The sequence below is a fragment of the Lewinella sp. genome, assembly GCF_050633125.1.
GTDB lineage: Bacteria > Bacteroidota > Bacteroidia > Chitinophagales > Saprospiraceae > Lewinella.
The window spans coordinates 1-18,964 of the sequence record NZ_JBOEFX010000050.1; the positions used below are offsets into that span (position 1 = coordinate 1).

Below are 18,964 nucleotides of genomic sequence, written 5' to 3' on the forward strand. Positions count from 1 at the left end.
GGAGATGGCACGGCCCAAAATAAAAAAAGGGCTCCATAGATGATGGGGCCCTCTTTTTTTTGGAAGAATTTAGCTGGTTTAGCAACTAGCTAATCTGATTTTTTACCAAAGGTTTGTCGGGTACACGCCTCGTTCCAATAGCCCTTTGAAGGCTTCCACAACTTTGGGTTTGTCTTCTTGGTAGGTAACGCCATACCAGCGTTCATCACTGGTGAGGACGCTCATTTTTGCTTCACCTGCTTGAATGAGGGTGTCGATGACTTTGGGAATCAAGAATTCTGCGCGAGGTTGCCCTGCTGTTTCGGCTACGAATTCATGGAACATCTTCTCCGATTGCTCAAAAATGGCGGGATGGAAGCCAAAGAAGTTCATGCTTACGACGCTGTCGATACTGAGTTCGTGAGCTTGCTCTTCTTCCAGGTAAGAAACACTGTCGCCACGTTGGCCAATTTTCAAGCGTTCTTCGATCCCGTCAAGGTAGCCATCGGGAGTCGTTGTTGCAACACCCCGGTTGACGGTGCCATGGTCAGAAAGGGTATTGCGGAGGATGTAGCCCACCATAGCATGGAGCTGAGGGGTACATTCTTGCGTAAGGAAACGATGGATGGTTTTGAAAGCATCTACGCCATAATAGTCATCTGCATTGATAACGGCAAAAGGCTCGTTGACAGCTGTTTTGGCCACCAACATTGCGTGAGCAGTACCCCAGGGTTTTTCGCGATAGTCGATGTTGGTACCAGCAGGTACGAAGCTGTCCTTTTCCTGGAAGACGTAATCGACAGCAATTTTATCTTCAAATTTTCCGGCGAATTTGGCTTTAAAAGCATCCTCTATATCCCGGCGGATAATAAAAACCACTTTGCCAAAACCGGCCCTGATGGCGTCGTAGATAGAGTATTCAATGATGGGCTCTTCGTTTGGGCCAACACCGTCAATTTGTTTCAGGCCGCCGTAGCGACTGCCCATTCCGGCTGCAAGAATTACAAGAGTTGGTTGCATTGTGAAGTAGTGGTTTTTTGGTTGTAGCGCAAAGGTAAAAAAAACTCAATAAGCTGTAATTGCTACTTTCGCTTGCTGGTTTTATTTAAAGAAATATGGCGCTGTGCCTTGGCTTTGAAACGATCTACACCATCGGTGCTTTTTTGACGGTGTTTGGTACTTCTGCCCTGGACTCTGGCTCGCCACTTGCGCCAGTTGCGAGGGTGCATTTCACGCCGCATCAATTTAATGACTTCGGCCTCACTCAAGCCGAACTGATCCTTGATGGCATCAAAAGGAGTGCGGTCTTCCCATGCCATTTCGATAATACGATCGAGGTCACGATCCGTGATGTGGTATTTTTTGTATATATTCATCACCTGTACAACTATAAATTACCATTTAGGGTTTACTTTTAGAACTTGATTTAGCGTAAGATTGAGTTAAAAATATATTTATGATTTCGAATGCGATGGTTGCTGCCTTGAATCAGCAAATTTCTTTAGAAGGTTATGCTTCTTTTCTTTATTTATCTATGGCTTCTTGGTGTGACCGTGAAGGAATGGAAGGCTGTGCTTTGTTTATGCATCGGCAGTCTGCAGAAGAGCGGATGCACATGTTGAAAATTTTTGATTATATCTCAGAGGTGGATGGTCATGCATTGACGCCTGAAATTAAGCAGCCGCCTCATGAGTTTAGTTCTGTTCAGGAGTTGTTCCAAAAAGTTTATGCTCATGAACAAAAGGTGACTGCTTCTATTAATGAGCTGGTTGCACTGTCTAATAAAGAAAATGATCATAGCACGGGCGTCTTTTTGCAGTGGTATGTGAATGAGCAACGCGAAGAAGAAGCATTAATGCGTTCTATTCTGGATAAAATAAAGTTGATTGGCAATGGCCCTCAGAGCCTCTATTTTATTGACCTGGAAATCGCTAAAATAAATGCGGCGGCTGTTCAGGCGGAAGGCGAAGAAGCATAATGTCGACGACTACGATACTTGATTATTGGGAACCAGGAGACGAGCCAACAATGGTTCTCCGCTATTTCTATTTTGATGCGGAAGCCCAATTGGCTGCGCTCTCCTTGCGCCAGGCTGGCATCCCGAGTTTTATAACAAGCTCTAATGCCCAGACCATGTTGCCTACGGGGCAAGGGTGGATAGGTCTTCATATTAGAGAACGTGATTTTGAGCATGCTGTTTCTGTTCTCAAAGAAGCAGAGATGTGGGAAGGTTCAGAAATTACTGCCGAAGGTCAAAACTGGCGTTGGGTACTCTGGGCATTGGCCATTTTGCTGGTCTTGTTTTTTGCAAGGTTTTTTCTAGCGAGTAGTTGAGTATTGTATAGTTGGTGCGCTATTGTTGTTTTAAAAGTTAATTGTTTAAATTGCATGAAAATGTCTTTTTCGTGTAATGAATACACCCACATCACATTTATGGGACCTGATAAAGGGATTGACGCCAGCCGAAAAGCGGTATTTTAAAACCCATTTTGGCTCGTCAGGTAGTCAACTTACCCTCCTTTTTGATGTGCTCAATAACCAAGAGGTTTATGATGAATTGGCCGCGCGAGAAAGCCTTGGTGTAAAAGCTACTCAATTCAAGGTCTTGAAGCATCAGTTGCAAGAGCTTGTTATGAAAAGCTGGGTGGCCAATAGTAGTAAACGCAGTGTGAAGTCTAGGATTAGGATAGGATTAGAGGAAGTAGACTTGCTGCTAGAACGGGAGCATTTTGGAGAAGCAAGCAAAAAATTAGGGCAGTTGGAACGCCTTTGTAGCCGCTATGGCTTCACCTTGTATCATTATGAAGTAAGAGAGCGGCTGCATGAGATTCAACACTTGGAACTTGATTTTTCAGACCCTGAAGCCAACGATCATTATGAAGAGTTGGTTCATTTACAAAGGGTTCTTTACCAAAAGCAGCAGTTGTCTGCTATTCAGCAAAAGTTAGAAGATTGGAACTCCTTTACCCCCGCCAGACATAAGGTTCTTCAGGAGTTGAAAAAGACATTGGAAGGGCTAGATGCGGAGTACATGGATGTTAGCAGCAGAATGGCCTGGATGCAGAACATGACCATTTGTGCAGAACTATTGGGGGATGAGACGACTGCCACCAGCTATAGAGAACAAGTACTGGAAGTGTACAAGCAGGAACCGTCCTTAAAGGAGAATTTGCCGCTAGGATATTTAACAGCTTTAAAGCATGCCGCTAGCCCTGCTCGGCGCTTATTATCAATAAATTACGTTGAAAAGATTGCTTTGCAAGCCAGGCGTGTTATTGCTCGTTATCCGCAGTATTCTCCCCATTATATCTATTTTTTGTGGGCCCGAATCAGGGTTAATTATCAGCATAAGCAGTGGGATCGAATCATTGGGGCTTTGGCCAGTGAGAGCGAACAGCATTTGGCTATTTATCAATTAGGTGCCTTTCGTACGGCGTTGAAAATTTATGTGGTTCTGGCTGTCGCCTATTTGTTGAAAGGTCAGTATATACCGGCAGAAAGTTATATCGTTGCTTACCGGAAGAGTAAGGTGACTAAAGATGAATCATTGAACCGCTGTGTAGATTTGTTGGAACTCATTATGTGGGTAGAGTCAGGTAATCATGAGAAATTAAAGCAACGAATTAACTATTTCAAAAGACAGTTGAAAAAAAAGGGCAAGGGAGATTTTTCGTTACTCTATAATTTTCACTTGGGCTTGTTTGCCAATATTAGTAAGGAACCCTTTTCTAAAGATGAGTTAACCGCGAATGCGCTGTTGGAGGTGGCAAATTATCCTTTTGATCCTATTTTGTACTATTACTCGTTCTTTCATATTGAACGGTGGCTGAAGGCAAGGGCTACTCGGCAACCTTGGTTGGCTATCATATAATCACGATCAGAGTAGGCAAAAAAAAGGCACCCAGCTAAGAAGCTGGGTGCAAAAAGTAGTCTGTAATACCGTGCTTATTTGTATAGTTCCTCTCATCATAAATGATGATTGGATTGTATGTTTTTTGTGAGTGTCTGTCCTTATGATTCAAAGATAAGGGGCTAAGTCTCAGAAAAAATACCTCAATGTTTAAAAGTTAATGCTTTAATCCTGGAAAAGGTCGGCTAAATCCACGGTTGCTTCTAAGTCCCAATTAGCTCTTAAGGCTTCCAGTGGGCGGATCACAATCCGTTCTGGTTGTTGTTTATTTGAATAGTTACCTGTATCCCATTGCTGGTTTTGGTTGGTATCCTCAATGACCTCTACAACGTATTCGCCTGGGGGAAGCGCCTTGAATTGGCGATTGTAGGCCCGTTCTCCATTCAAGCTAAAAAGGGCAACAGGAGGTTTTCCTTTGATCAGCAATCGGACGAAATAGGTTGCGGTACTATCATTGGTTGAAAAAGAAATACTGAGGTTGCCAAGCCTTTTAGGATCACCACCAATCCATTTTTTAGAGAGGGTATCGGTGTTGGTTACTCCCCAGTAATCAGTAACAGCACCTGGATATAGCGAAAGTTCGTAGTTGGCTCTCGGTTGCCAATTGTTTTGCAGCAAAAACTGTCGATGTTTGGTTGTGTCTACTTCCCAGCGAAACGGTATCTTATCTAGTAGTGTATCCTGCCGGAGGAATACCAAGGCGGTGTCAATGCTTTGGACAGGACGATTAAAACTTAAGGTGACGGACTGTGTGGCTGCACCAGGCAAAGGTTTTAAGGCCAAAGGAGGAAGCTTTCGAGAAGCAGCATCGACGGATGCCGCAGGTACCCGAATGGTATCGGACAGCAGGGTGTCGCTGTTGGCGTACAAGTTCCAAGGGCTGTCAGTCTGATACCAAAACAGCATGGAATCTACTTCCATCGCTTGAAGGTAGGACACGTCACTTCGTAAAGTCAAGTCTTGCAAGGGTTTTCGATTGAAAACCAACTTTAACCGCCCCCAAACAGAAGAATCTACGTCGGCTATTTTTAAAGGTATGGTCTCTTGAAAGAGGCGTAAACTGATTGGAGAGACAGAATCAGTCGTAACATTGATCGGTTCCGAGAAGAAAGCAATAGCTTCTGAAGCCTGATTATAGCGGTAGTTGGCGTCACCATCCTTAAGGGCTGTAAGTTTGTAATTACCTGCTCTGAGGTTGGATATAAGAAATAGCCCCTCCTCATTGGTGCGTCCGAAGTAGAACGGTTTTTCGGTACGGAATACAGAATCCGCCAAGTTATCATACAGCATTACCAACGCGCCTTCAACGGGTTCTGAAGTATATGCATCAATGACTTGCCCCTGAACTTCGAGAGAGTCAATGTAAGGCCCCGTGGAAAAAACGAAACGGAGGTTTTCTGCGGGGTTGCTTTCTGTCAGATCTTTTACGGCTTCACCGAACTGGATAACGTAGGTTACATTCTCGCGGAGTGTATCCTGGTCACCAAAATCGACGATAACACTTTTTCCTTTGAGGCTCACTTTGTACCCTTGTAAAGGAGGCGAGATAACGACCTGCTGATTGGCTTGCTCTAGTTTGATCCATTCATCAAAGGTGAGTTGGATGGTGGCTGGATAAAAGTTTGTTTGAAGGTTGGGGGTAGAGCGTAGAGAATCAACCCGAGGAGGTTGTTCGTCGCGAGGGCCACCTGTTGGTGCAATAGGGTTGGCACACTGCCAGCAGGCAAATGTTACGAGGAGCAGTAGTAGTATTGTTTGGTACCGACCCAGCCGGCGCAAAAAATGGGATAAACTATTCATGCTGCAAAAATAGCACAAGCTTTACGCAAAGACCGTCAAAAGTTTAATGGTAAATTTTCTTTAACGCTAAATCATTCAAAAAGAAGGATAAATGGTTACCAATTCCAGGTCCATCCGAGTTGGAAATTGCCCAGAATATTAGTGTCGGGGAGGTCATCGAGGTGTAGGTACCGGAGGTTTAAACTGCCAGATTCGTTGAAGTTATAACCAATTGCTAGCATTAGGGTAGCGGCCGGGCTAAGGCTGCGGTTGATTGTACCACCAGCGGTTTCAGGGTTTGCAAACCAGAAGCTTTCCTGTGGCCGGGACATATTTACCCCAAAGAAGCCACCAGCCTCAAGGGTGCAATTGCCCAACCGGTAACCCGCTAATAAAGGTAGACCAATTCGGTATTGCTTTTCAATGGTTAGTGCAGATGGGTCAGCCAGGGTTGTTGCACGTTTGTATTCGAGACCCAAGGAAAGAAAAGTCTTTTCCTTGGCACTGATCATGCGTCGCTTGGATTTATTCTTGATGAGTGTGTTCCCTTCTGTACAGTTGAAGGACAAACTTGCCAAACGGGAACTCATTTGCTGGGCTACGGAGGGGCACCGAACCAGCATCATCAACATAAGTACAGCACAAATTTTTATAATTACCGGCATTTTGTCGTTTTAGCTAATTATTAATAAGTGTGACCGGTAGGCGATTTTTCGTCAGAAGTTTTGTAAAGTTTCAGATAACTTTATTATCATTGAGACGAGTAGAACGAAGAAGGTAACGATGCCTTGTTACTTTTATTACTTGGTTCCGTCTCAATCAATAATTAAGAAAATATTTTTTTACCTAAAAAATCAATTAAATATGTCTATTCAAGACAAATATCGTTCCGTTTTAAACCTTGGAGAAGAATTAGGTATCCAGGATGGCTTTGTTGAAGAAACTGATGGCCGTCTGAAGATGGGGGGTGTTGCTGCAAATCAGTACCACAAAAACCTTCTTTGGGACAAGATCAAAGAGATTGGCGGAGACAGCCCTAGTGATTTGATGGCAGACATTAAAGTTGCTCAAACTGATCACTTCGCTAAGCATACTGTGAAAAGTGGCGATACACTAGGTAAAATTTCAAAGCAGTACTACGGTAAGGCAGGTGATTACATGCGTATCTTCAATGCCAATACGGATATCCTGAAGAATCCTGATGTGATTCACCCTGATCAGGAGTTGACGATTCCTTTTCCTGCTTAGGATTATGTAATCTTAACCCGGAGGGCTTAGTGGTTAAAAACTGCTAAGCCCTTTTTTATTAGTAACAGCCCTTTATTTTCTGCGCAATACTTATCTTGCACTATGCCTGATCTACCCCTCAATAAGCGTTACTATACTATCGGCGAAGTTGCCGAGATGTTCGAGGTCTCTAAATCGCTCATCCGATTTTGGGAAAACGAATTTGATTTTCTGCGCCCACACAAAAACAGTAAAGGAGATCGCCGGTTTACACCGAAAAACATTGAACAATTTTCGCTGATCCACAGCCTGGTAAAGGAGCGTGGCTTTACCCTAGATGGTGCCAAGCACGAAATTGTTCGCCAGCAACAATTCGATAAAGAAAAGGCTGATACGCTTTCTTCCTTGCGTAATTTGCGCTCTTTCCTCTTGGAGATTAAACAAGATTTGGACGAGAATGCTTAGCAGAGAGATGCGCCGCAATTTTATTGCGTTTTGAGGCACAGGGAGAGAAGGTTTTTGTTTCTCTACTCAAAGGCGCCCAGGCGCACCGTTAGCCCAATCGATTTCGCAGCAATTGATTGACTTTCTTAGGGTCTGCTTTACCTTTGGATACCTTCATGACTTCTCCCATAAAAAAGCCAATGAGGCCTTTCTTGCCACTTTGGTAGGCTTTTACCTTGTCAGGAAAAGCGGTAATTGCTGTTTCTACCCAACTGTTCATTTCGTCTTCATCATCCGATTGGAGCCAGTTGTTGACTTGAGCCAAGCTTGCTGCCGATTGTTCCGGTGCGTTAAGCATTGCTGGAAATAATTCCTGATAAGCGATAGAGTTACTAACTTTCCCTTCTTCAATCAAGGCAATGAATTCCGCTAGCTGGGTGTAAGAAAGGGGTAGGGCAGTCAGTGGTTTCCCTTCCTCTTTTGACCAAGGCAAAATTTTGTTAATCATCAGGTTGGCGGCAGCATCGTAGCTGGTAGTGGCTTTGGCTAAAGCCAGAAAAAAGCGAGCAGGTTCCGGTTCTGCGGTCAGTAGATCGGTGTTGTATTCGGAAAGCTGATATTCGGTAATCAACTGCTGACGGACCTCTTTGGGTAGGGCCGGCATTTCTTTTTTGATGGCAGCTACTTGCTCTTCTGTTAAAACGATGGGAGGCAGGTCGGGCTCCGGAAAGTAACGATAATCGTGGGCGTCCTCCTTAGAGCGTAGCGGGGTAGTGACGCCAGTAGATGGGTCAAAATTGAGTGTTTGTTGCGCTACAGTGCCTCCAGCTTCTACGATCTTTATTTGCCGCTGGACTTCATATTGGATAGCCTTGCGCGCGTAGCGCATGGAGTTGAGGTTTTTGACTTCACAGCGGTTACCATAGTAATCAGCTCCCAAAGGACGGATAGAAACATTACAATCGCAACGCATACTCCCTTCTTGCATGTTTCCGTCAGAAATGTTGAGATAGCGCACCAATTGCCGCATGGTGGTCATCAGCGCATCAACTTCCGCTGCGGAACGCAGGTCGGGTTCTGTTACGATTTCCAGTAGGGGGGTGCCTGCTCGGTTTAAGTCAATATAACTGTACGGATCATCGCTGTCGTGCATTGATTTACCTGCATCTTCCTCCATGTGGATATGGTGAATACGAATCTTTTTGGGTTTACCTTCAACAATAACTTCAATTTCGCCGCCTACACAAATGGGTTGCGCATCCTGGGTGATTTGATAGCCTTTGGGGAGGTCGGCATAGAAGTAGTTTTTCCGATCAAAGGTATTCCTGAGATTGATCTTGCTACCAAGAGCCAATGCCAACCGAACCGCATAATCTAGTTGCTGCTTGTTGAGGCGAGGCAGCGTGCCAGGGTGGCCCAAGGAGATGGCACTGACCTGGGTGTTGGGAGCACTCCCAAATTGAATGCTATCGCTACAAAATGCTTTGCTTTGTGTACTAAGCTGAACGTGTATTTCTAATCCGATAACCGTTTCGTAGGTCATGATATGCAGGGGTATGATCGTGAAGGGGCCAAAGGTAATTGGGAAATTGGTTCTGCCCAAAAAAGGGACTTATATATAGCAGCTTTTTTACGGTGGCAGAGTACTAGTAAAGCAGTGCTGCCAGTAGAATAGTAATAAGCAAAGCGATAAAGAAAGTGGCTAGATACAGCATATTGAGCAAGCTAAACTTGAGGAAAGTCTTGAATCGAGACTGCTTGTAAACCCGCCGAAGGGCTATAAAGAAGTAAACCTGCATACTTAAAAGGCCAAAGACCCAAATAGCATCCATCTGGTTTACGAGTGCGCTTACATTGTCGAGCAACATTATAATGACCAGTAGCAAGAACAAAAAGGCATGGGTGTGAAAAGAAAATATGAGATGTTCTACGTAATAAAAGGAGCGTCTTACGTAAAAGAGCTTAAGAAAAAGGGCCAAAATGGGCATCATCAAGAGCATCATCCATACCGTCTGGTTGAGGATGTAGTTGCCCAGCTTTTCCCCTTGCTCTTGAAGGCGTATACTTTGACGCAGAATTAACCTGTCCCAGAAGGTCTCTACTTCGTAATAGTTGAAGAGAGAATCTATAGACAATTCTCCGATATCTTTTTTATCAACTTTAAAACCGGTAATAAAGTCTCCATCAGGTTCATCCCAATTAATATGCACGCCAATATCCAAGGAGTCTTTCTGATTCTTGTTCATCAGTACCTCAAGACTATCGAGTGGAGAGTGGTCATCTGAAGGGAATTGGGTTTTTAGTAGCAGTGTATTGGAATCCAGCTTTTCTAAAAACTGCCGGTAGTGGATATCGGAGCTAAAATTATCGTCGATATCCAGGAATAAATCTTCGGTAAACGCAGATTCCAAGAAACTAATAGCCGCAATAGCCATTAGTGCAAAAGTAAAAAATAGCCTTAACGGGCGAATGAACCGCTGTTGGTGGCCCTTGAAAAAAGCTATGGTTAGTTTTCCTGGTACGAATAAGGCGAGGAGGGTACGCCAAATTTTGGTGTCTAGGTTGAGTGTGTTGGAAATAAAATCACCGATCAGTTCTTTAATAGTGATCTTACCGTCGGTGTATTTCTGTCCACAATGCGAGCAATATTGCCCAAAGCGGGGCAATGGGTAATAGCAGTTGGGGCAGGTACGAAAATCCTGCCCCGGCTGTTTTTTATTTGGCTTAGATGCCATTTTCCTCGACCTCAATGATCGCAGCTACATGGGCATCGGCAATTTGCTGACGCACACTGTCTTTCATGAGTTCCAGGGCTTCTTTTTTGTTGTTGTAAAAACCGTTCTCGGTCAGCACTGCCGTCATCATTGTTTTACGTAAAACGTAGAACTGGCTATCGGGGCGCGACTTGAGGTGGCGATTAGAAAAACCGGTGGCCTCTACGATATGGCGCTGAAAGACACTGGCAAGGCGCTGGCCTTTTTTGCTGCCGTGATAAAACCAGGTTTCGATACCTTTAATGCTATCTGCAGCCCAGTGCTTGCTACTCTGCGCAGGCCCGGCATTGGAGTGTATGGAAACAAATATTTTTGGCAAATCAGATGCCTTGCTATTGGCACGATCTACGCGGCCTTGCAGAAAGTTATCCGTATTTACTTCAGGTACAACATTGAAAGATTTTATGCCTTCAGCGTCCAGCTTGGCAATAATTCTCTTGACGATATCCCTGTTGAATTCGTATTCAAAAAATTGCGTTTCGCCATCGTCAAAAATAGGGCTACGCTTGCCGGCGGTCTTGCTGCCGTGTCCATTGTCCAAGCACCACAAGTAGCGAGGCTGCCGGCCTGTAGGCGGTGCTGGTGTGGGAGTAGGCTCTGGTTCCGGCTCTGGCGTTGGTTCTGGTTCTGGCTCCGGTTCTGGCGCTACGGGTTCATTACCTGCGGGATTGTCCTCGAAGATGTTTTCGTCAAAATCTTTATCTGGTTCTCCGGGAAGTATGACTACTTCTTCCATCTCGTGGGCCACAATAATAACGGTGTCTGGCTGTAGTTCGGAGGCATCCTGTGGTTGCCCCACGACGGGCGGCGGCAAGGTTGGTTGCGTTGTAGATGGCCGTGTGCTTCCGGTTGTAGATCCTGTACTTCCAGAAGAAGAGGTTGCACCATCGGACTTATTAGTGCCGAAAAGAGAAGAGAAAAAGCGCCCCAGGGCGGCAAACAATTTTCCGAGCATGATTGGGCTTATTAGTTATACTCCAAAGGTAATAAAATTAGTCTGAGGTAGGTATAAAACAATTTTGTAGTCTGTTAGAATTACTTTCTGCTTGTTTTGGGGCCATGCCGGCAGTGGTGGTGTTGCACAAACACTACTGTGGCAGAGCGGCTGCCCATTCTTGTCCTGCTCTCCTGATGAATCGCATCTGCCGAGTTTCAGGCACTGTCTTACGCAAAGGTTTTAGCTTTAACCTTCATTTGAGGGTATATAAAAAGCTCCTAGGTCACAAAGAGACTTAGGAGCTTTACAAAGCTGTTGCTTTCCTATAGCTTTACGGTTACAAATCTTTCAACAGTCCTTGCTGGCGCTGGCTAAAGTTGAAAGCTTCGAAAAGGGTGAGCGATAGTGCACTTTCCAAGTCACCATACTTGTTTTCGTAATCTAGTTTGCTACGTCGAATGACCTCGTGAGCTTCTTCCGCACCGTAGATGTCGGTGATCTCACATTTTGGGGCCTCACCAGGGAGCTGCTTGTAGGTAAGGAAGTAGTGCTTGAGGCGATCTAAAACCGTGGCTGGCAGGTCAGAAATGTCACGCCATTCAGAGTATACCTCATCCTTGGCCATGACGGCAATGATTTTATCATCGGCTTCGCCGCCGTCGATCATCCGGAAGCCACCGATAGGGACGGCGTTGACGATGATGTTACCGTGGGTCACCTCCCGCTCGGTTAATACACAGATATCAAGCGGGTCATCATCTCCAACGATATTTTCTTTGCCTGTTTTCTCCATGCAGTATGCGGCCACTTCGTCCTTACAGTAGGTTTGGGGAATAAAACCGTAGAGAGCAGGAACGATGTTGGAAAACTTCTGTGGCCGGTCGATCATCAAAAAGCCCGACTTTTTGTCTACTTCGTACTTTACCGTGTCTGAAGGAATCACTTCAATAAAGGAAGTTACGGTTTCCGGGGAATTGGGGTGAGTATCAATACCGTGCCAAGGATGCGAAGTATAACGCAGCCCGATCATTTGCCAGATTTTGTCGAAAGATTGTTGGCTCATTGGGGATATATTATGTCGTGAGAGTTACTTTTAGTATTCCTAGATAATAGCAAGTATATATCAAGCCATTCTCACAGTACTAGGTATTTAGTATAGGCTGTAAGGGCTTTGATAAACCTAGGTTCAACGCTATACTAATATTTTATTAATCTGTAAGGTTTGAAGTATTCTGATTGCTAACAACAAGACACTTAATACTAAGTAGGTAGTAGCCGCGCAAGCCGATGCAAAGTGAAACCTCCCTTTACCTGCTGCAAAGGTACGGAATTTGCAAGGTATTTGAGCATTGTATAAGGGCTGGCCACAAGGCACAAAGGGATTAGAGAAAATGGTAATAGTACAATATTCTATAGATCATTTATGAGCTTCCTCAATATTTGGAAATGGTGAGCTGCGGATTGGTAAAAGATTGGCTGGGGTAGTCAGTAGACATGAAAATCTATGAAAAAAACCTGTGTCATTCTGTGTTTTTTGTGTTCCTGTTACTGGAAAAAATGGTGTGTCTTAATATCTCTGTGGCTGTTTTTAGGGGGGGCTTATTGCTAAATCATGGTGAGTAAGCGCTCAAAGAACAAGTAACTCGCTACCAGGAAAGCGCCACCCGAGAGCAGCCAATTCCATTTTTTAGTAGAGAAATTAAATTGTTCAATAAACAAGTAAGCAAGTCCCAAGATGATGATGACGATCAAAATCTGTCCAAGTTCAATACCAAGGTTGAAACCAAGCAGTTGTGTGACCAACTGTTGCTCTTCACCAGGGAAGAGCATGGAACGGAAGGTATTGGAGAACCCTAGTCCGTGGATCAAACCAAAAATTAGCGTAAAGAGATAAACGAACCCAAGACGAGTACGAAACTTAGGGGGAGCATCTACATTGGATGATGCTCGTTCTGATGTGCTCAGGTTGTAGATGGCGGTAAGCATAATGGTGGCAGGAATGAGCATCTCTACCCAGTCTGCCGGAAGGCGTAAAATATCCATACCCGCTAGTACCAAGGTAAGGCAATGACCAAGGGTGAAGGCCGTCACCAATAGCAAAACCCTCCGCCAATCGGCCAAGGTGTAGAGCGCACAAAGAGCAGCCAAAAATAGGATGTGGTCGAGTGCCGCCCAGTCGACAATGTGCTGCCAACCCATCTGGAAGTAAAAAAGAAAAGTGCTTTCCATGAGGCAAAATTAATGAATTATGATTTTCTCACAAGTTTCGGTTTTGATTTTGATGGCGGTGTGTCCCAACCGTAGATCGCACTGGTACGATTGGCGCAAAATTAGTGCGCAGGCCAGCAGGCCGGAGCGCGGGGCGCGGAGCGACCAAGGACAAAAGATAGTAGCATCTCCGCAGGAGATGCGGATAGCTTGGTGCCGATCCCGACCCGACTTTTCTAGTCGGGACGGGAGATGGCATGGCCCCAAAAGAAGCACGTGCTATGCCGACCCAACCCTTTTTAGGGGCTATAGGGTCTATGCTGTTAAATCCGTGAATTGTCATACTACGGTAAATTGGTGCCTGTTATTACTAAACAACCTCAACTACCTCTTAAAATGAAAAATACCGCACTACGCTCTTTTTGTTTGCTAATACTGGCTTTTGGTTTTACCGCTTGTCTAAATGATGAGGTGAAGATAGACGTTCAACACTATTCTGAAGAGGAGCTACAGGAAATTCAACAGTACCTGAACCTGCCTGCTTATAGGGATGCTTACCAAGTAGATTTAGCACCTCATATCCTGAATACCGGCCAGATACTACCCTCTATTAATAATGCGAAAGCTACTTTAGGAAGGGTGTTGTTTTATGACAATAAACTTTCTGCAACGGGAGAGACTTCTTGTGAGAGCTGCCATCATCAGGAATTAGCGTTTTCTGACGACAAAGCTTTTAGTGACGGGATCAACGGGCAAAAGACCAAGCGCAACTCGCTGCCTTTAGCGGCAGTAGCCAATTTTACCAATTCGTATGATAGTGGTCCCAATTCTTTTGGGCAGATAGGTTTTTTCTGGGATGAACGTGCCGGTACTATCCAAAATCAAAGTGAACAGACGATTTCTGATGATATCGAGATGGGGACAGATTTCAATGACCTGGAAGTGAAGCTAGCCAACGAAAATTATTATCGGATACTATTCCGTAAAGCTTATGGTGATGAAGCAGTTACGAAAGACCGTATCTTGGAAGCGATTCAGGAGTTTGTCAACTCCTTTGTGGCTACGAATACGCGTTTTGATGAAGGGATGAATGCAATGGGTACACCAGGGCTTGATTTTCCAAACTTCACCATTGAAGAAAACAGAGGAAAGGCCATTTTTGTGGATGCCTGTGGTAGCTGTCACGCTGCGAATATGAGTACGCCTTCCAATATCCACGTTGCCAATAATGGATTGGACGTAGCATACACCGATCAGGGGGTTGGTGGAATATCTCAGCAGCCCAACCAGTTTGGTGTTTTCAAGGTGCCTTTTTTGCGAAATATTGAACTGACGGCTCCATACATGCACGATGGCCGTTTTGCGACTTTGGAAGAAGTGATCGATCATTACAGTAACGGAATTCAGGACCATGATAACCTCTCTGAAGCGTTGAGGAATCCAGATGGTAGCCCTCGCCGTTTCAACTTTACGGAAGAAGAGAAGGCTGATCTGGTGGCATTTTTTAAGACGCTTACGGATGAAACCTTCATTCAGGAAGAGCGTTTTTCGGACCCGTTTCAGTAAAGGAAAGGGAACACTAATGAGTCTTAGTGTTTTTGTACTGTTCCTTCATTACAACCATCTGGCTTTTAATTCCGTTATTGGTAAAGAGTTAAATATCCAACTATGTTTACCGGAATTATCGAGGCCGAAGGCCATGTAGAGGAGATCAAGCAAGAGGGCTCCAATTTTCATTTTACCATCGCTAGTGCTATCAGCGACGAGCTCAAAATTGACCAGAGTATTGCCCACGATGGCGTATGCCTCACGGTCGTAGCACTAGCCCCCGGCAAGCATACCGTAACGGCGATTGAAGAAACCATGAAGAGGACTCGCCTAGGCCAGTGGAAGCCAGGGACGGTGGTGAACCTGGAGCGCGCTATGCGCCCGGATGGCCGCCTGGACGGGCACATGGTGCAAGGCCATGTAGATAAAGTGGGCGAATGTATTTCGGTGGAGGACGTAGATGGGAGTTGGTATTTTCGCTTTCGCTATGAAACGGCCCCGGAGCACCTCCTGGTAGACAAGGGCTCTGTTTGTGTAAATGGTGTGAGCCTTACCGTTGTGGACCCTACAGACGATGAATTTAGCGTAGCGATCATTCCATACACGTATGAGCACACGAATTTTCATCAGTTGAAGCCAGGGTCACAGGTCAACCTGGAGTTTGATATTATTGGTAAATACATTGCGCGGCATTTGGCGCTGTATCAGGAGCGTGGATAGTTTGCCTCTGGTGGGTAACCTATGTACCTGTGTGATGAAAAAAGTTGGGTTTTCGTTTTTATCACATAGACACATAGGAAGTTCATTTTATCACATAGTCACATAGAATAGGGGCTTAGGTACCGTGTTTTATCAAGCCCTTAGACCTCTCAGAGTACAAAATTTATGTGTCTATATAATGAATTTATTGGGCTCCCTTTAAACAATCCAAATCCCGCAAAGCCAATCTATGTGGCTATGTGATGAAAAAAACTTAAGTGCCTTTGGTGGTTCAAAAAGGAAGTAGTTAGTTTGTTTTGAATATCTTAGCCGTCCTGTTCATTCAACGACCGAACGATGTTATCACCAGAAGAACAATGGGGCGAGCTTTTCGAAGCCGTTCAGTTAGCGCAAGTTTTCCCCGACGGAAAAACCTTTGTGGATTGCGAACCCAAATACCCTGCTGAGCAAATTCTACTTAACTACGTTGGGGCTAAAAATCAACAAGAGTTTCATCTTCGGGCATTTGTATTGGAACACTTTTCGCTTCCTCCTGCATACGGTTCTGACTTTGTTGCGGATTCCAGCCGTTCTATGAGTGAGCATATCCGCAGTTTATGGCCTGTACTTACTCGCCAGCCTGACGAAAAAGGGGAGGGGAGCCTACTATCGTTGCCTTACCCTTACATCGTTCCGGGCGGGCGTTTTCGAGAAATCTATTATTGGGATAGTTACTTCACTATGTTGGGGCTTGCTGCCGACGGGGAGTTGGAGATGATGGAGTCTATGGTGAATAATTTTGCTTACCTAATTGACCAGGTGGGTTTTATTCCCAATGGCAACCGCACTTATTTTATGACCCGTTCACAGCCGCCGTTCTTTTCGAGTATGGTGGGGTTATTAGCGGAGCAGATGGGGCAGGATACCTACGTGAAATACCTGCCACAGTTACTTCGCGAGTACCGTTTTTGGATGCAGGGAGAAGAGAAGGTTAGTGCTGATTTATCGACTTTTGAACACGTGGTGCGTATGCCTGATGGGCAGCTGTTGAATCGCTATTACGACCGCAGTGCCACCCCCCGCCCCGAGAGTTACCGCGAAGATGTAGAAACCGCTGAGGAGCAGGGGGGCGATGCAGCCCAACTCTTCCTGGACCTCCGGGCCGCCTGCGAATCCGGCTGGGACTTTAGTGGCCGCTGGTTTGCGGATACCAAATCGTTATCCACGATTCACACGACCGAAATTATTCCCGTTGACTTAAATGCACTACTCTACCATTTAGAACAGTGTATCGCCCGCGGCTATCAAGAAAAACTGGATGAAGGACAAGCCGCCCTGTTTCAGGAGAAGGCAAACAAGCGAAAGGCGGCCGTGCAGCAGTATTGTTGGGACGAAGCCAATGGTTTTTATCGTGACTATGATTTTAAAGCCGGGCGTTTTACACCTGTATTAAGTATGGCAGGCGTCTATCCTTTGTTCTTTCAAATGGCCAGTGATCAACAAGCCATCCGAGTGGCTGATAAGCTGGCTGCTGATTTTCTGCGGCCTGGTGGCTATACCTCTACCCTTATTAATACCGGACAGCAGTGGGATGCCCCCAACGGATGGGCACCACTCCAATGGATGGCCTACCGAGGGTTACTCAACTACGGGCATCAAGAGCTAGCCCAAAAAGGCCGTGACCAATGGTTGGTTAATAACCGCCGTGTTTATGAAAATACGACCAAAATGGTGGAAAAGTACGATGTGGAAAACATCGAAGCAGAAGCCGGAGGCGGAGAATACCCGTTGCAGGATGGTTTTGGTTGGAGCAATGGTGTTGCGCAGGCCCTGCTGAAAACTGTTTGATTTGTTTAACTTCGCAAAGAGGTGTTCTCAATTAAAAAAATAGCCACTGTAGATTTGACTTTTCCAGAGGGGATTTAAAAATAAAACCTCTGTGTCTCCGCGCCTCTGTGGCTAGAAAATAATGTCTCATGTTTGAAATATCTACCGATGCTTTTGGTCGCTTTAAACGGTACACTTTAGAACATTCTATTGTACCCCTTAAAATACAGTTTGTCCCAGAAAAGGGAGGTGCCTTGTTGAGCTTGATCATGGAAGGAGAAGAGGTACTAGATGGTTGCCAAACACCTGAGGAGCTCGATTTTAATAACTGGTATAAAAGCGGTGTGCTGTATCCTTTCCCCAACCGCCTGAAGGATGGTCGTTTTGAATGGCAGGGCAAAACCTATGAGTTTCCTACCAATGATGCGACCCACCAGCATGCGTTGCACGGATTTGGGGCGCAACGCCCCTTGGAGGTGATGGAGGTAGAAGTCGAAGACGATCATGCACGTATTCGCCTGGAAGGCAAATACAGTGGTGATCACGCTCATTATCCCTGGCCTTTTACCTTTGGCCTGACGTATGAGCTGCACGCCCCCAACCAGTTATGGGTGAAGCTTTCGTTGCGTAATGATAGCGATGTAGATATCCCTGCCGGTTTGGGATGGCACTCTTACTTTCAGCTTGCTGAAATCACTGCGGCGCATACACTACGTTTGCCTCAGGTAGAGATGGTGGGCGTAGATGCTCGGATGATTCCTACAGGTAAACGCTATGATTACCCAGGTTTTTTGACGCCCAAACTCATTGGTGCAACCGTGCTTGATAATTGTTTTGCAGTACCTACTACTTCATTGGAAGTAAGTGCCCACTTGAGTGGCCCCCGAGGCACTATCCGCTATTGGCAAGAAACAGGCAAGGACAAGTTTAACTTCCTCCAAGTGTTCACGCCGCCGTATGGTACTTCCGTAGCGCTGGAGCCGATGACTTGTAACGTTGATGCGTTCAATAACGGCGAAGGCTTGGTGACACTGGCACCGGGGGCAACTTTAGAGGCAAAGGCTGGGGTTGTGTATGAGGTGGAGTGATGCTTGACTAAAAATGTAAATAACCGATGGAAAAGATAATCGCAGATTGGGAGGAAAATGCAACAAAAACCAAAAGAATACCTTCTCTTTTATTACTTCGCTGAAGTTTAAAAGCTCAAGTAAAGTAGATAGGTTGGCACGTGAATCGCACGATGAAGCATTTGAAAAAATAGATTGTTTAAAATGCGGAAACTGCTGTAAGGTGGCTAAACCCGTTTTAAGTACGACTGATATTTCCAGGATTGCTAAACATTTGCACGAACCTCCTCGAATAATAAAGGAAAAATATTTAAAGCAAGACGAAGATGGAAATTGGACGATAAATGCTTCACCATGCCCCTTTCTTGGAGAAGCAAATGAATGCCAGGTTTATAGTGCACGGCCATCCAATTGTAAAGGTTTTCCATTCACGCATAAGCCAGGATTTACTTCAAGGCGATATCAGCATACGTCAAACACGGTTGTCTGCCCAGCCGCGTATTATGTTGTGGAAAGAATGAAAATGTTATTCCATTATAGATAGAATAGTGGGCAATGACACTGT

At 45.2% G+C, this 18,964-nt stretch carries 19 protein-coding genes; 10 read left to right on the forward strand and 9 right to left on the reverse strand.

The window, feature by feature from the left end:
- Positions 1 to 102: 102 nt before the first annotated feature.
- Both ACRBG0_RS11590 and ACRBG0_RS11595 read right to left on the reverse strand, forming a co-directional pair.
- Positions 103 to 999: a nucleotidyltransferase family protein gene (locus ACRBG0_RS11590; protein WP_431487050.1), complete on the reverse strand. Its 897-nt coding sequence runs from the start codon at positions 997 to 999 to the stop codon at positions 103 to 105.
- Positions 1,000 to 1,061: 62 nt separating this feature from the next.
- Positions 1,062 to 1,355, reverse strand: a complete 294-nt coding sequence (locus ACRBG0_RS11595) for a TIGR03643 family protein (RefSeq protein WP_431487051.1) — start codon at positions 1,353 to 1,355, stop codon at positions 1,062 to 1,064.
- 80 nt (positions 1,356 to 1,435) lie between these two features.
- On the opposite strand from ACRBG0_RS11595, the gene ACRBG0_RS11600 reads away from it, so the two are divergent.
- The 3 genes from ACRBG0_RS11600 (at position 1,436) to ACRBG0_RS11610 (ending at position 3,850) form a co-directional block, all read left to right on the forward strand.
- Complete coding sequence (locus tag ACRBG0_RS11600) at positions 1,436 to 1,957, forward strand: ferritin (RefSeq protein ID WP_431487052.1); 522 nt, start codon at positions 1,436 to 1,438, stop codon at positions 1,955 to 1,957.
- Positions 1,957 to 2,313, forward strand: a complete 357-nt coding sequence (locus tag ACRBG0_RS11605; RefSeq protein WP_431487053.1) for a hypothetical protein — start codon at positions 1,957 to 1,959, stop codon at positions 2,311 to 2,313. Before ACRBG0_RS11600 ends, ACRBG0_RS11605 begins: the two co-directional genes overlap by 1 nt.
- Positions 2,314 to 2,389: 76 nt before the next feature.
- Positions 2,390 to 3,850, forward strand: a complete 1,461-nt coding sequence (locus ACRBG0_RS11610) for a hypothetical protein (RefSeq protein WP_431487054.1) — start codon at positions 2,390 to 2,392, stop codon at positions 3,848 to 3,850.
- 204 nt (positions 3,851 to 4,054) lie between these two features.
- On the opposite strand, the gene ACRBG0_RS11615 is transcribed toward ACRBG0_RS11610, so the two are convergent.
- Both ACRBG0_RS11615 and ACRBG0_RS11620 read right to left on the reverse strand, forming a co-directional pair.
- Complete coding sequence (locus ACRBG0_RS11615; RefSeq protein WP_431487055.1) at positions 4,055 to 5,689, reverse strand: Ig-like domain-containing protein; 1,635 nt, start codon at positions 5,687 to 5,689, stop codon at positions 4,055 to 4,057.
- A 95-nt stretch (positions 5,690 to 5,784) separates the two neighbouring features.
- The gene (locus ACRBG0_RS11620) at positions 5,785 to 6,333 is read right to left on the reverse strand and encodes a hypothetical protein (RefSeq protein ID WP_431487056.1); all 549 of its coding nucleotides are present in this window, start codon (positions 6,331 to 6,333) and stop codon (positions 5,785 to 5,787) included.
- A 199-nt stretch (positions 6,334 to 6,532) separates the two neighbouring features.
- Here ACRBG0_RS11620 and ACRBG0_RS11625 point away from each other — a divergent pair, with 199 nt between their 5' ends.
- Positions 6,533 to 6,916: a LysM peptidoglycan-binding domain-containing protein gene (locus tag ACRBG0_RS11625; RefSeq protein WP_431487057.1), complete on the forward strand. Its 384-nt coding sequence runs from the start codon at positions 6,533 to 6,535 to the stop codon at positions 6,914 to 6,916.
- A 102-nt stretch (positions 6,917 to 7,018) separates the two neighbouring features.
- On the forward strand, positions 7,019 to 7,360 hold the full coding sequence (locus ACRBG0_RS11630) for a MerR family transcriptional regulator (protein ID WP_020536824.1): 342 nt from the start codon (positions 7,019 to 7,021) through the stop codon (positions 7,358 to 7,360).
- An 88-nt stretch (positions 7,361 to 7,448) separates the two neighbouring features.
- On the opposite strand, the gene gatB is transcribed toward ACRBG0_RS11630, so the two are convergent.
- The 5 genes from gatB to ACRBG0_RS11655 form a co-directional block, all read right to left on the reverse strand.
- Positions 7,449 to 8,882 (reverse strand): Asp-tRNA(Asn)/Glu-tRNA(Gln) amidotransferase subunit GatB, encoded by a 1,434-nt coding sequence (gene gatB / locus ACRBG0_RS11635; RefSeq protein WP_431487058.1) that lies wholly within the window; start codon positions 8,880 to 8,882, stop codon positions 7,449 to 7,451.
- A gap of 103 nt (positions 8,883 to 8,985) precedes the next feature.
- Positions 8,986 to 10,074, reverse strand: a complete 1,089-nt coding sequence (locus ACRBG0_RS11640; protein WP_431487059.1) for a DUF3667 domain-containing protein — start codon at positions 10,072 to 10,074, stop codon at positions 8,986 to 8,988.
- The gene (locus ACRBG0_RS11645) at positions 10,064 to 11,068 is read right to left on the reverse strand and encodes an N-acetylmuramoyl-L-alanine amidase (RefSeq protein ID WP_431487060.1); all 1,005 of its coding nucleotides are present in this window, start codon (positions 11,066 to 11,068) and stop codon (positions 10,064 to 10,066) included. The genes ACRBG0_RS11640 and ACRBG0_RS11645 overlap by 11 nt, the downstream gene beginning before the upstream one ends.
- A 319-nt stretch (positions 11,069 to 11,387) precedes the next feature.
- Positions 11,388 to 12,113 (reverse strand): inorganic pyrophosphatase, encoded by a 726-nt coding sequence (locus ACRBG0_RS11650; RefSeq protein ID WP_431487061.1) that lies wholly within the window; start codon positions 12,111 to 12,113, stop codon positions 11,388 to 11,390.
- Between the two features lie 542 nt (positions 12,114 to 12,655).
- On the reverse strand, positions 12,656 to 13,279 hold the full coding sequence (locus tag ACRBG0_RS11655) for a HupE/UreJ family protein (RefSeq protein WP_431487062.1): 624 nt from the start codon (positions 13,277 to 13,279) through the stop codon (positions 12,656 to 12,658).
- A gap of 375 nt (positions 13,280 to 13,654) precedes the next feature.
- Here ACRBG0_RS11655 and ACRBG0_RS11660 point away from each other — a divergent pair, with 375 nt between their 5' ends.
- From ACRBG0_RS11660 to ACRBG0_RS11680, 5 genes are all read left to right on the forward strand, one after another.
- The gene (locus ACRBG0_RS11660; RefSeq protein WP_431487063.1) at positions 13,655 to 14,824 is read left to right on the forward strand and encodes a cytochrome-c peroxidase; all 1,170 of its coding nucleotides are present in this window, start codon (positions 13,655 to 13,657) and stop codon (positions 14,822 to 14,824) included.
- Between the two features lie 102 nt (positions 14,825 to 14,926).
- Entirely contained in the window at positions 14,927 to 15,526 is a 600-nt protein-coding gene (locus ACRBG0_RS11665) for a riboflavin synthase (RefSeq protein ID WP_431487064.1), read from the forward strand.
- A gap of 336 nt (positions 15,527 to 15,862) precedes the next feature.
- The gene (gene treF, locus ACRBG0_RS11670; protein ID WP_431487065.1) at positions 15,863 to 17,353 is read left to right on the forward strand and encodes an alpha,alpha-trehalase TreF; all 1,491 of its coding nucleotides are present in this window, start codon (positions 15,863 to 15,865) and stop codon (positions 17,351 to 17,353) included.
- 128 nt (positions 17,354 to 17,481) lie between these two features.
- On the forward strand, positions 17,482 to 18,420 hold the full coding sequence (locus ACRBG0_RS11675; RefSeq protein WP_431487066.1) for an aldose 1-epimerase: 939 nt from the start codon (positions 17,482 to 17,484) through the stop codon (positions 18,418 to 18,420).
- Positions 18,421 to 18,553: 133 nt separating this feature from the next.
- The gene (locus ACRBG0_RS11680) at positions 18,554 to 18,943 is read left to right on the forward strand and encodes a YkgJ family cysteine cluster protein (RefSeq protein ID WP_431487067.1); all 390 of its coding nucleotides are present in this window, start codon (positions 18,554 to 18,556) and stop codon (positions 18,941 to 18,943) included.
- The last annotated feature ends 21 nt before the right edge of the window (positions 18,944 to 18,964 follow it).

Bases quoted from the DNA above. Each gene is read 5' to 3' on its own strand.
- ACRBG0_RS11605 (WP_431487053.1), top strand. From the start codon at position 1,957: ATGTCGACGACTACGATACTTGATTATTGGGAACCAGGAGACGAGCCA.
- treF (WP_431487065.1), top strand. From the start codon at position 15,863: ATGTTATCACCAGAAGAACAATGGGGCGAGCTTTTCGAAGCCGTTCAG.
- ACRBG0_RS11615 (WP_431487055.1), bottom strand. From the start codon at position 5,689: ATGAATAGTTTATCCCATTTTTTGCGCCGGCTGGGTCGGTACCAAACA.
- ACRBG0_RS11600 (WP_431487052.1), top strand. From the start codon at position 1,436: ATGATTTCGAATGCGATGGTTGCTGCCTTGAATCAGCAAATTTCTTTA.
- ACRBG0_RS11655 (WP_431487062.1), bottom strand. From the start codon at position 13,279: ATGGAAAGCACTTTTCTTTTTTACTTCCAGATGGGTTGGCAGCACATT.
- ACRBG0_RS11665 (WP_431487064.1), top strand. From the start codon at position 14,927: ATGTTTACCGGAATTATCGAGGCCGAAGGCCATGTAGAGGAGATCAAG.
- ACRBG0_RS11595 (WP_431487051.1), bottom strand. From the start codon at position 1,355: ATGAATATATACAAAAAATACCACATCACGGATCGTGACCTCGATCGT.
- ACRBG0_RS11640 (WP_431487059.1), bottom strand. From the start codon at position 10,074: ATGGCATCTAAGCCAAATAAAAAACAGCCGGGGCAGGATTTTCGTACC.
- gatB (WP_431487058.1), bottom strand. From the start codon at position 8,882: ATGACCTACGAAACGGTTATCGGATTAGAAATACACGTTCAGCTTAGT.
- ACRBG0_RS11590 (WP_431487050.1), bottom strand. From the start codon at position 999: ATGCAACCAACTCTTGTAATTCTTGCAGCCGGAATGGGCAGTCGCTAC.
- ACRBG0_RS11620 (WP_431487056.1), bottom strand. From the start codon at position 6,333: ATGCCGGTAATTATAAAAATTTGTGCTGTACTTATGTTGATGATGCTG.
- ACRBG0_RS11630 (WP_020536824.1), top strand. From the start codon at position 7,019: ATGCCTGATCTACCCCTCAATAAGCGTTACTATACTATCGGCGAAGTT.
- ACRBG0_RS11645 (WP_431487060.1), bottom strand. From the start codon at position 11,068: ATGCTCGGAAAATTGTTTGCCGCCCTGGGGCGCTTTTTCTCTTCTCTT.
- ACRBG0_RS11610 (WP_431487054.1), top strand. From the start codon at position 2,390: ATGAATACACCCACATCACATTTATGGGACCTGATAAAGGGATTGACG.
- ACRBG0_RS11675 (WP_431487066.1), top strand. From the start codon at position 17,482: ATGTTTGAAATATCTACCGATGCTTTTGGTCGCTTTAAACGGTACACT.
- ACRBG0_RS11625 (WP_431487057.1), top strand. From the start codon at position 6,533: ATGTCTATTCAAGACAAATATCGTTCCGTTTTAAACCTTGGAGAAGAA.
- ACRBG0_RS11650 (WP_431487061.1), bottom strand. From the start codon at position 12,113: ATGAGCCAACAATCTTTCGACAAAATCTGGCAAATGATCGGGCTGCGT.
- ACRBG0_RS11660 (WP_431487063.1), top strand. From the start codon at position 13,655: ATGAAAAATACCGCACTACGCTCTTTTTGTTTGCTAATACTGGCTTTT.